Below are 11639 nucleotides of genomic sequence, written 5' to 3'. Positions count from 1 at the left end.
AATGGTTTCAATCCTTATACTCACTAAAAACGAAGAACAAGATTTACCGGGTTGTTTGGCATCAGTGTCCTGGAGCGATGATATTCATGTATTTGATTCTTTTAGCGATGATCAAACTGTTGTAATTGCCGAAAATGCTGGAGCTACGATTACTCAGCGAAATTTTGATAATTGGTCAGCGCATCAAAATTGGGGTTTAGCAAATATAAAATTCAAACATCCGTGGGTACTTTATATTGATGCAGACGAAAGGGTTTCAGATTCTCTGTATTCCGCAATTAAAAACCTTAAATTAGATACTAATTCTGAAGTAGTTGCTTATGAAATTAGACGAAGAGATTTTGCTTGGAATGGAAAGTGGTTGAAATATTCACAGATGTCTCCTTTCTATCTGAGATTATTTCGTCCGAATAAAATGCGTTATGAAAGGCTAGTAAATCCAGTTTCAATACCAGATGGTGTGGTGGACAAAGTTGAAGGTTTTTTAGATCATTATCCTTTTAGTAAAGGTTTTAAATTTTGGATTCAACGCCATTTGAGTTATGCGGATATGGAAGCCCTTACAAGAGTAAAGGATTTAGAACAAGGAACATCTTTTTCTTTAAAAAAAGCTTTGTTTAGTTCTGACTTTACGGAAAAACGATACCATCAAAAAGGCATTTTTTATAAGATGCCAGGCCGTCCATTAATAAAATGGTTCTACATGGTGATTATCAGAAGAGCATTTTTAGACGGATCAGCTGGTATTACTTATGCTACTTTACAATCTATATATGAATATTTCATTGTTTTAAAAAGTAGCGAACTCATCAAACAAAAAAATAATCAAAAATTATTTTAAAGAGAACAAAACTTATGAAAGTCTCTATAATTACGGTTTGCTACAATCGAAAGGCAACCATTAAGCAATCTATAAACAGTGTTTTAGATCAGGATTATCCAAATATAGAGTATATAATCATAGATGGTAATTCATCAGATGGTACTCAGTCTATTATTGAATCCTACTCAGATAAAATCGCTCATTATATTTCTGAACCCGATAAAGGAATGTATGACGCAATTAATAAAGGTTTAAAATTAGCTACCGGAGATATTATTGGGTTAATGCATTCTGATGATACCTTTTATGATAGTAGTGTTGTTTCCAAAATAGTCAATACATTTTTAATGTCTTCTAATGCCGATGCCGTTTATGGAGATGGTATTTATGTTACAAATGATGCTGAAGAAAAAATAATTCGAAATAGAATTGGTGGACAATATAATTTCGAAAAATTAAAATCAGGTTGGTTACCATTGCATCCAACGGTTTATATTAAGAAATCAATTATTGAGAAATACGGTTATTATAGTTTAGATTTTAAAATAGCTTCTGATACTGAATTTTTATTACGATACCTGTTCAAACACAAAATAAATATTGTTTATATGAATGAATATGTGGTAAAAATGAAAATGGGAGGATTAAGTACTGACTATAAAAGAGTATTTCATGTTCTATCTGAAGATTATAGGATTTATAAATATCATAATCTTTCAGCTTTTAAAGCTGTTTTTCAGAAAAAGATTCTAGCATTAACACAGTATTTAAAATAATATAAAAATATCAGATTCTTACAGATGAAAACTTTAAATAAATTATCTGGTCACAATTTCTCTCGTTATTTTAAGCTCTTATTTGTAGTTTGGGATTTAGTCTTATTGAATATATCGATACTGTTATCCGGAGTTGCTGGCTTTGGTAGTATTGATAAACTTTTTTTAACACAGGTTCAAACAGTTTCCTTACTGAGTAATTTAGTTTGGATTACTTTGCTTTTATATAATGATTCTTTTAGGATCGTAAGGGTAGAACCTATAGAATCAATATTGAAGAGAACAATTAAAAAAATAGCTATTCACTCTGCTTTTATCACAATCTTTGTGGTTTTTTTAAATTATACAGATGTTTCAAAATGGTGTTTGATTTATTTTTATTACTTTTTCTTTTCTTTAATCATAATATCACGCTATTTATCTATAAGGCTTTTAATGTATATAAGAACCCAAGGATATAATTTTAAAAGTTATATTATTGTAGGAGCGAATGATACAGGTGAAAGAATGCGTAAGACATTATCAACGAATCTTACGTATGGATATCGTTTTTTAGGTTTTTTTGATGAGAAAGTCGATCCGTTTGCTTTTATTTCAGGGCCAATTGTAGGTGATTTTAATGATGTTGAAGAATTTATTATAGCAAGAAACGTTGATGAAATGTATGTAGCATTGCATATTGATAATATTTCAGTAATAAATAATTTGATACGAATTTGCGAGCATAATATGGTGCGTATCAAATTTATTCCAGATTTTCAGCTCTATACTAAATCAAGTAAAGTCGAAATTTTATTTCACGATAATACACCTGTACTTACATTTCGACGAGAACCTTTAGAATTTACAGTAAACAGAATATTAAAAAAAGGATTTGATGTTTGTTTTTCTTTAGCCGTAATTTTATTGATATTTCCGTGGTTATTTCCTATTTTAGTACTGATCATTAAATTAGAATCACCAGGACCAGTTTTTTTTAAGCAGCAACGTTCAGGAAGAGATAATCAGGCTTTTGCATGTTTAAAATTTAGGAGTATGCGTGTTAATGATTTATCAGATTCAAAACAAGCAGGTAAAGGAGATAGTCGTATTACTAAGTTTGGGGCTTTTATGCGTAAAACATCCATCGATGAACTTCCTCAGTTTTTTAATGTTTTCTTTGGAAATATGTCTGTCGTAGGACCAAGACCTCATATGATAAATCATACAAAACAATATACCGACTTGATTAATAATTATTTGGTTAGGCAGTATGCAAAACCTGGAATCACTGGTTGGGCTCAGGTAAATGGTTTTCGAGGTGAGACAAAAGAGGTTCTTGATATGGAAAATAGAGTAGAATTTGATATTTGGTATATTGAAAATTGGAGTCTTTTATTAGATATCAGAATTATAATAAAAACAGTTGTCAATATATTTCAAGGAGAAGAAAATGCTTATTAAAAATTTTAAAACAAACAGTGCGTCACAATTATAATCAATATTTTAATCTTACATATGTTAAGTCAAATTACAACCCTAATGAAATATAAACCATCAATTTTTATAAAAACAACATGCCTTTTATCACTTGTGTTTTTGCTTTTTTCCTGTGCTTCACGAAAAGATATAGTTTATTATCAAAATATTGATACGATTAAAGCGGGTCAAAATACAAATTCTTATGAAGTGAAAATTCAGCCGGATGATTTATTAATGATTATTGTATCAGCTGAAGATCCTGAAATTGCACTTCCTTTTAATTTGACTACTGTTGCTACGCAAAACAACTCAAATTTACAAGCAGCTACAAGTCAGGTTTTAATTCAGTCATACCTGGTAGATAAAAATGGAAATATTGAATTTCCTGTTTTAGGAAAATTACAAATAGGAGGCTTAACGCGCACAGAAGCATTACAGCTTTTAAAAGATAAAATAGGGGTTTATATTAAAAACCCAATTATCAATATGCGAATAATGAATTTTAAGATTTCCATGCAAGGTGAAGTCAATATTCCCGGAACTTATACCGTTACATCAGAAAGAGTTACTTTGATTGAAGCTTTAAGTATGGCAAAAGACATGACTATTTATGGCAAGAGGGATAATATTTTGGTAATTAGAGAAGCTAATGGTATTAAATCGTATAATAGAGTAGACATTACAAAAGCTGATTTTATAAATTCTCCATTTTATTATTTAGCACAAAATGATGTGGTTTATATAGAACCAAACAGGACTAAAGTGAACGCTTCGGCTGTAGGACCTAATACATCTGTAATAATATCAGCTATTTCTATTTTAATATCACTTTCTGTTCTAATCTTTAAATAAAATTAAATAAAAAATGCATACACAGGACTTTTACAATGAGATAGATAATGAAATCGAAGAGGTAAATCTTAGGGAACAGTTAGATAAATATATAATCCATTGGCGATGGTTTTTATTAAGTGTAGTGATCTGTTTAATAGCTGCCTTTCTGTATTTACGTTATTCGACACCAATTTATGAAGCTACTACCGCCATATTGGTTAAAGATGAGAAAAAAGGAGGAATGCTTTCAGAACTATCCGCTTTTTCAGATTTGGGAATTGGAGTAGGATCTGTTAATAACGTTGATAATGAAATCGAAATATTAAGATCCAGAACTATTGTTGAAAGTACTGTAAAAAGATTAAATTTAAATATTAATTTAGTAGTAGAAGGTAGTGTTGTAGATCGGGATATATATCAAGATTCTCCTATAAGAGTTAATTTTATCAGCAAAACATATTTATTTAATGATGCTAAAACAGTTTTAAATTATAATTCCTTAACAGCTAATACTTTTGAATTAACAAATGAAATAGATAATGAAAACATAATTTTAGCAGCCAAAAAAGTATTTAATTATGGAGAGAAAATCCCTACTACTTTAGGATTTATGGTTATAGATAAAACTATTAATATTGTAGCTAAGACCTCTGTACATATTAAATCCATAAAGATTTTACTAAATCCGATTGAAAGTGTTGCCGAAAGCTATAAAAGTAGAATTGATGTCGAGCCTATTAGTAAAACAAGTAGTGTAGTAAATATTTCTATTAATGATCCTGTACAGAAAAGAGCTGAGGTTTTTTTGGACAATATGATTCAGATTTATAATCAGGATGCTGCTCAGGATAAAAATTTTATTTCTGAAAACACTTCTCAATTTATAGCAGGTAGGCTGGCCTTGATAACAAAAGAATTAGACGGAGTTGAACAAGATGTCGAAAGTTTTAAAAAAACAAATAGATTAACCGATATTGAATCAGAAGCAAAATTATTTATAGAAGGCTCAAGTGAATATGACAAAAAAGGAGTAGAAACAGAAATTCAATTAAATGTAGTTTCATCTTTGCTGGATTATATGAAAAAAAGCACTAATTCTGATTTATTACCTACTAATTTAATAACTGAAAATGGCGACACTGGCGGATTGATTAGCTCTTATAATAAACTAGTTTTAGATCGTAATCGTATTTTAAAATCAGCAACAACCGAAAATCCGTCAGTAATAAAATTAGATCAGCAGATTTCCTCTTTAAAATCAAACATGACTGCGAGTTTAAAACGTATGCAGTCAAATTTACAAATTCAAAACAGGAACATTCAGAGTCAGGAAAATCTTTTAAACAATAAAATTGGTAAAATCCCATTTCAGGAACGTCAATTCAGAGTCATTGCAAGACAACAAAAGGTAAAGGAGGAGTTATACTTGTATTTATTGCAAAAAAGGGAAGAAACTGCTATTTCGTTAGCGGCTACAGAACCAAATGCTCGCGTTATAGATATGGCTAAAGCAGGAAAATTTCCTGTAAGTCCTAAGAAAAAAATAATATATCTAGCTGGAATATTAATGGGATTATTAATTCCTTTTGGATTTATTTATGTAGATGATTTATTAGATACAAAAATTAAAAGTAAATTAGATTTAGAGGGAAAAACACAAATTCCATTTATTGGAGATATACCAACATCTAATGACATTGGTGAATTAATAAAATCTGAAAGCAGAACCAGTTCTGCGGAGGCTATCAGGATTGTGAGAACCAATTTGGAGTTCATGCTTAATAAAGTACCAGAAGGAACTGCTAAAACTTTATTTGTTACGTCTACTTTTTCATCAGAAGGTAAAACATTTATATCTGTTAATTTGGCTGCAACATTTGCTCTCTCAGGCAGAAGGGTTTTATTAGTTGGTATGGATATTAGGAATCCAAAATTTGCAGAATATATAGATGTTTCTTCTTTAGGTTTAACGAACTATTTATCATCTAGTGAAAGTAATATTGAGGATTATATTGTAAAACACCCAGGTTACGAGAATTTCTTTATTCTTCCTTCAGGTGTAGTTCCACCAAATCCTGCTGAATTGTTGATGAGCAAAAAAGTAGATCAGCTTTTTGAAAAATTTAAAAAAGAATATGACTATATTATTGTTGATACAGCTCCTGTAAGTTTGGTTACAGATACTTTATTAGTGGCTAAAAATGCTGACACATTTGTATATGTAATGCGCGCAAATGTTTTAGAAAAACGTATGCTTTCTATTGCAAATACTTTTTATAAAGAGGGCAAATTACCAAATATGTGTATTCTTCTTAATGATACTGACTCTACAAAAGGGTATGGTTATGGCTATGGCTATGGTACTACAGAAGAAAAAAAATCTTGGCACAAAAAACTTTTTTCTTAGTAGAAAAAAACAATTATATAAAAAAACGGTTCAATAAGTTGAACCGTTTTTTTGTTTTACAACTGTTTTAAATTTTAAATATTGATGTTTTAAAATTTAAAGAACTGATTGTTAGATATTATTTCTTTTAAATTAGCTATGTTGTTTACTCTTATTCTTTTATTGAATGAAGCTATATGTTTACTATGATGAACATCTGTACCTGTAAAATCGTACATTCCTTTTTTGAGAAGATGATCTGCAACTTTGGTAATTGTTTCACCATAATAACCTACTAAAGCTAGTAAATTTAATTGAAATAAACACCCTGCCTTTTTTAGCTTTTCATACTCATTCAGGTTTTTATGATAAAACAAATACCTTTCCGGATGGGCTAAAACAGGAACATATCCAGCTACCTGCAAGTCAAAAAGAATTTTATATAGTTGTACCGGAGCATTCATATAGGACATTTCGACCAAAACATAATTATCTTTTAAAGTAAGAAGCTTCTCCGATTTAAAATGACTTTCAAACCAATCGTCCATAAAATATTCTGCAGCAGCATGAAATGGAATTTTAACATCCAGATCATTCAATAAAAGTTTGGTTTCCGAATGATTTGCAATAATAGCCTCAGGAGAATTATTCCAGATATAGTGGCTAATATGCGGAGTAGTTATAAATTGATAAATACCAATTTCCTGTAGCGATTTAACAAGATTTTTGGTTTCAATTATAGTTCGTGCGCCATCATCAATCCCTGGTAATAAATGAGAATGGATATCAACATAATCTTCAGACAGAAGATCTTTTAAATATGGTTTAGACTTGAAAAATGATAACATATTACAAATGTAAAATAAATAGTGATATTTTCTTACCCTTATAAGATTTTTATTTATTAAGATTATACTACATATAAGTTGTTACAACATATTTTTTGCCCTTTGCTAATTATGTTATATTTTGCATTGATAAAAAATGAAGTATTTTATGAAAATTAAGGAAAATTTATATAACAAAAGAATAATTTCTATAGATGCTTTAAGAGGAATTACGATTTTTGTGATGATTTTTGTAAATGAATTGGAAAGCGTGAAGAATGTTCCTCAATGGATGAAACACATGCCTGCAGATGCAGATGCTATGACTTTTGTAGATCTCGTATTTCCTGCATTTTTATTTATTGTTGGCATGTCAGTTCCGTTTGCATTTAATGCGAGACTGTTAAAAAGAGATAGTACACGAACAATCTGGACACATACTTTTAAAAGAGCATTGGCCTTAATTATAATTGGCGTTTTTATGGTGAATGCAGAATATGGTTATGACGCTTCAAAAATGATAATTACACCTGCTTTTTGGGCACTTTTAGCATATTCAATGCCTATTCCTATTTGGAATAAATATTCCAAAGATTTTCCTCTTTGGCTCAAGAATACATTGCTATATGGCGGAATATTAGTTTTGATAATACTTTACTTTTTATATGTTCAGGACACTGGTGAAATTGGTATGACACCAAAATGGTGGGGAATTCTGGGTTTAATCGGTTGGGCTTATCTTTTCACTGTAGTGTATTATTGGTTTGTTAACGGGAAATTATGGGCAATGATTTTCTTTTTAGTAGTTTGTGTTGCCGCAAACTCGATCAATTTAATAGAAGGAAGTATATTACAACAGTATTCATGGCTTAATTTTATTGCAGGACATTTAACCCATGCTTCGTTAGTTACTGCTGGCGTAATTATTTCTTTATTGTTTTTTGATCGAAAAATTCCACTTAAAATCAATTGGCCGGTTATCTTTTTTGCAATTTTATTTTTTGTAACAGGGTATTTTTTAAGGCCATATTTCGGAATATCAAAAATAAAAGGAACACCTTCGTGGACGATGTTCTCTGCAGCTATTTGTACCGTTTTGTTTTACTTTTTGTATTGGTTAATGGAAATTAAAAAACAAACAGAATGGAGTGACTTTTTTATGCCGGCAGCTGCAAATCCTTTATTGATTTATATTTTGCCGGGTATTATTTATTATTTCAATCTTGCTTTTAAAATTGAAATTATTCCGGACTATTTTCGCGAAGGGCTTCCAGGAATAATTTGGTCATTACTATTTTCAACAATTATGTTATTGGTAATGAAAATTTGTAATAAGTATAAAATTCAATTGCACTTATAGAGAGTTCTAAGTTCAGGTTGGCTCAAAGTAAAACTTGAACCTAAACTTAGAATATTTATATTTTAACTGATTTGATTTCTAAAAATGCTCCGGAAACAGGATTGTAATTCACAAAATTGAACTTACAAAGATTATGTATGTTTAAAAGTTTTCCATCAGGCAATCCGTCTTGTTTAAATTCTGACCACAGAATTTTAGTTGTTGTAAATCTGCTTGGCGAAGGCATTAAATCAACTCTTGGGTGAGAACCACCATGTAAACAGTTAGTTCCTTCCGGATTTCCTTCGCGAGCCTGAATTTTTATTAAATGAGATGATTTATAAGTAATGATCACAAACTTTGAACGGTCAGATAAATTTGTTGAAACGCCGTCATTTGAATCAGATGCCGTAATCATGACATTTAATTCTATTTCTCCAACAGGATTATTTTTAGTGGTAACCTTAACGATTCCTTTTTTTTGACGAATCCTATTAATTGTTTCCTGATTTTCTATAGCAGGTCCGGCAATATACCAGGTTGAGGTTTTGATTAAATCTTTATCAGAATCGGTTTGTTTTTTTAAGAAAACAAAACCTGAGCTAAAAAAAGCAATTGTAATGACCAGAACCACTATTTTGTTTTTCATGTTAAAATCCTTTTATCTAAAATCAAAAATATACTTTTTATAAACTATTTTGGTTTCCCTTTTTTTATTATTTATAAAATCAGTTTTTTGTTTTGAATTAAATTTTAAATTTGTAAGAAGTTGTTTCTTAAAATCTTACAGAATGAAAAGTCTGAAATTTATATTTACCGTATTTTTCTTTTTGATCATATCATTTTGTTACTCACAAAACGATACCATTGAAAATAAGAAAAAAGATATTTTGGATGTTCTGTATAAGCTTTTTGATAAAAATGATTCCATATCGAGGAATTCTGATAAAAAAGTAGCATTTTCACTGCTTCCCGTTCCAATAGATTCAGATAAAAATGCTGGTTTAGTAGTGTCTTTTTTAACAACATTTTATCTTGGAGACAGAGAAACTACAAAAATGTCTCAGGTTACTTTTTCTCCCTATTTCAGTTTTACCAAACAATATGTATTTCCAATTCAGTCTTATATTTATACCAAAAATAATAACTGGAATTTTATCGGAGATTATCGTTATATGATTTATCCTCAGCCAACGTATGGTTTAGGAGGACATAATACAGATGAAAAAATGTCAACTTTAGATTATCAGCAATGGCGTTTTTATCAATTTGCAACCCGAAAAATAATTGGAAATTTCAGGCTTGGTTTAGGTTTCCTTTTAGATAATTACCAAAATATTTCTGAAGAATCATATATTGATGAAGAAACAGATTATTTTAAATATATGGATGGAAATTTTGATGATGAAAATTCTTTTGGAGTTGCGATTCAGGGATTGTATGATTCTAGAGAAAACAATGTAAATCCTGAACAAGGTTTGTATGTAGAAGCAGATTACAGGATGAATACAAGCGGAGTAAATGATGAAAAATGGAAATCTATTTATTTTGATGCCCGAAAATATTATTCATTCCATAAAACCAAACACAGAGTTTTAGCTTCCAGAGTTTTTTATTGGTCGACTTTTGGTGGGAAACCACATTATCTCGATTTACCAAGTATTGGCTGGGATCGTGACGGTAAAACCGGAAGAGGTTTTACCAGAAACAGATTTCGAAGTAACGCACTAATTTATTTTGAAACAGAATATAGAACCGACATCACTAAAAACGGTTTTTTTGGGGCAGTATTTTTTACCAATATTTCCTCTGTTTCAAAACTGGATACTTATAATTTTAGCAAATGGAATCCTGCCGTTGGAACCGGAATTCGTATTAAATGGAACAAGCAAAATAACAGTAATTTGGTTCTGGATTTTGGAGTTAGTAAAAACGATTGGTCTTTGCGATTGGGTTTAGCTGAAAATTTCTAACTTTCCAAAAAATCAACTGATCAAAAATTCATGCAATTATCTGTTATTATTCTTAATTATAATGTGCGTTACTTTCTGGAACAATGCGTTTTAAGCGTTCAGGAAGCGATTTCTAATCTTGATGCAGAAATTATTGTAATAGATAATAATTCTGATGACGATAGTTGTTTGATGATGCAAGAGCGATTTCCTGACGTAAAACTGATTGAGAACAAAGAAAATTTTGGTTTTCCAAAAGGAAATAATATTGCGGTTGACGAGGCAAAAGGAAAATACGTATGCATTTTAAATCCTGATACGGTTGTTGCAGAAGATACTTTTACAAAGATTTTGGCTTTCGCCGAAAGGCAAACTAATCTCGGAATCATTGGCTGTAAATTAATTGATGGAACAGGAAATTTTCTGCCGGAAAGTAAACGCGGGATTCCAACACCCTGGGTAGCTTTTACCAAGTTTTTTGGACTCTATAAAATTTTTCCAAAATCAAAACTTTTCAATCAATATTATGCTCAGCATTTGGATGAGAATGAAACTGGGGAAGTTGAGATTTTAGTTGGTGCCTTTATGTTGATGGAAAGAGATTTATATCTTAATTTAAAAGGTTTTGACGAGGATTGTTTTATGTATGCTGATGATATTGATTTGTCGTATCGTACTTTGAAAATGAAAAAAACAAATTTCTATTTTCATGACACTACGGTTTTACATTATAAAGGAGAGAGTACTGTAAAAGATGAAAAATATATGAAGCGTTTTCAGGAAGCAATGACTTTTTTTTATCAGAAACATTTTAAAAAGTCCTTATTTTTTTCTGTTTTCATTAAAGTTGGAATCACGTTTTTTTCATTCATTAAAATGTTTCGTGGAAAACCGAAAGTAAAACAATTGCCAGATATCTATTTTTTATATTCTTTAAATACAGAATTGTCTGAAAAGTTGACTTTTATTCTGAAAAATAAAGTCGTTATTTTCGATTTCAAAAAAGAAAAAATGGTAAATTCGTCGCAGATTTCGAGAGGTAAAAGAGTTGAGATTATTTTGGATAATCACTATGTTTCGTTCAAAAAATGTATCAAAATCATAGAAACTCTTAAAGATAAGAGCATTACTTTTAAGATTTTGCCCAAAAGAGCAAATTTTGTTATTGGAAGTAATTCAAGAAATGATAGAGGTCAAATTATAAAAATTGAGTAAAAAATTATATTAAATATAATTTATAT

General features: G+C 30.0%; 10 protein-coding genes. 8 read left to right on the top strand and 2 right to left on the bottom strand.

Annotated features, from left to right (window positions below):
- The first annotated feature begins 1 nt into the window (after window position 1).
- The 5 genes from BUE22_RS13295 to BUE22_RS13275 all read left to right on the top strand — a co-directional run bounded on the left by BUE22_RS13295 (window position 2) and on the right by BUE22_RS13275 (window position 6301).
- The gene (locus tag BUE22_RS13295; RefSeq protein ID WP_073395427.1) at window positions 2–841 is read left to right on the top strand and encodes a glycosyltransferase family 2 protein; all 840 of its coding nucleotides are present in this window, start codon (window positions 2–4) and stop codon (window positions 839–841) included.
- A gap of 14 nt (window positions 842–855) precedes the next feature.
- Window positions 856–1599, top strand: a complete 744-nt coding sequence (locus BUE22_RS13290; RefSeq protein WP_073395426.1) for a glycosyltransferase family 2 protein — start codon at window positions 856–858, stop codon at window positions 1597–1599.
- A 24-nt stretch (window positions 1600–1623) separates the two neighbouring features.
- Entirely contained in the window at window positions 1624–3042 is a 1419-nt protein-coding gene (locus BUE22_RS13285) for an undecaprenyl-phosphate glucose phosphotransferase (protein ID WP_073395425.1), read from the top strand.
- Between the two features lie 78 nt (window positions 3043–3120).
- Window positions 3121–3912 carry a polysaccharide biosynthesis/export family protein gene (locus BUE22_RS13280; protein ID WP_073395424.1) on the top strand — a complete coding sequence of 264 codons (792 nt, stop codon included), beginning with the start codon at window positions 3121–3123 and terminating at the stop codon, window positions 3910–3912.
- A gap of 13 nt (window positions 3913–3925) precedes the next feature.
- Window positions 3926–6301 (top strand): GumC family protein, encoded by a 2376-nt coding sequence (locus BUE22_RS13275; RefSeq protein ID WP_073395423.1) that lies wholly within the window; start codon window positions 3926–3928, stop codon window positions 6299–6301.
- A gap of 89 nt (window positions 6302–6390) precedes the next feature.
- On the opposite strand, the gene BUE22_RS13270 is transcribed toward BUE22_RS13275, so the two are convergent.
- Window positions 6391–7128 (bottom strand): tyrosine-protein phosphatase, encoded by a 738-nt coding sequence (locus tag BUE22_RS13270; RefSeq protein ID WP_073395422.1) that lies wholly within the window; start codon window positions 7126–7128, stop codon window positions 6391–6393.
- Between the two features lie 148 nt (window positions 7129–7276).
- Here BUE22_RS13270 and BUE22_RS13265 point away from each other — a divergent pair, with 148 nt between their 5' ends.
- Window positions 7277–8467 carry a DUF5009 domain-containing protein gene (locus BUE22_RS13265; protein WP_073395421.1) on the top strand — a complete coding sequence of 397 codons (1191 nt, stop codon included), beginning with the start codon at window positions 7277–7279 and terminating at the stop codon, window positions 8465–8467.
- A gap of 55 nt (window positions 8468–8522) precedes the next feature.
- On the opposite strand, the gene BUE22_RS13260 is transcribed toward BUE22_RS13265, so the two are convergent.
- Window positions 8523–9095: a hypothetical protein gene (locus BUE22_RS13260; protein ID WP_073395420.1), complete on the bottom strand. Its 573-nt coding sequence runs from the start codon at window positions 9093–9095 to the stop codon at window positions 8523–8525.
- Window positions 9096–9237: 142 nt separating this feature from the next.
- On the opposite strand from BUE22_RS13260, the gene BUE22_RS13255 reads away from it, so the two are divergent.
- Together BUE22_RS13255 and BUE22_RS13250 are read left to right on the top strand one after the other, a co-directional pair.
- The gene (locus BUE22_RS13255) at window positions 9238–10419 is read left to right on the top strand and encodes a BamA/TamA family outer membrane protein (RefSeq protein ID WP_073395419.1); all 1182 of its coding nucleotides are present in this window, start codon (window positions 9238–9240) and stop codon (window positions 10417–10419) included.
- 30 nt (window positions 10420–10449) lie between these two features.
- Window positions 10450–11613, top strand: coding sequence for a glycosyltransferase family 2 protein (locus BUE22_RS13250; RefSeq protein WP_073395418.1), 1164 nt, complete (start codon window positions 10450–10452; stop codon window positions 11611–11613).
- Window positions 11614–11639: the final 26 nt, after the last annotated feature.

Source organism: Flavobacterium pectinovorum (assembly GCF_900142715.1).
Lineage (GTDB): Bacteria > Bacteroidota > Bacteroidia > Flavobacteriales > Flavobacteriaceae > Flavobacterium > Flavobacterium pectinovorum.
The sequence above is the reverse complement of the archived record's forward strand: the minus strand, read 5'-3'. Positions and strand labels throughout refer to the sequence as shown.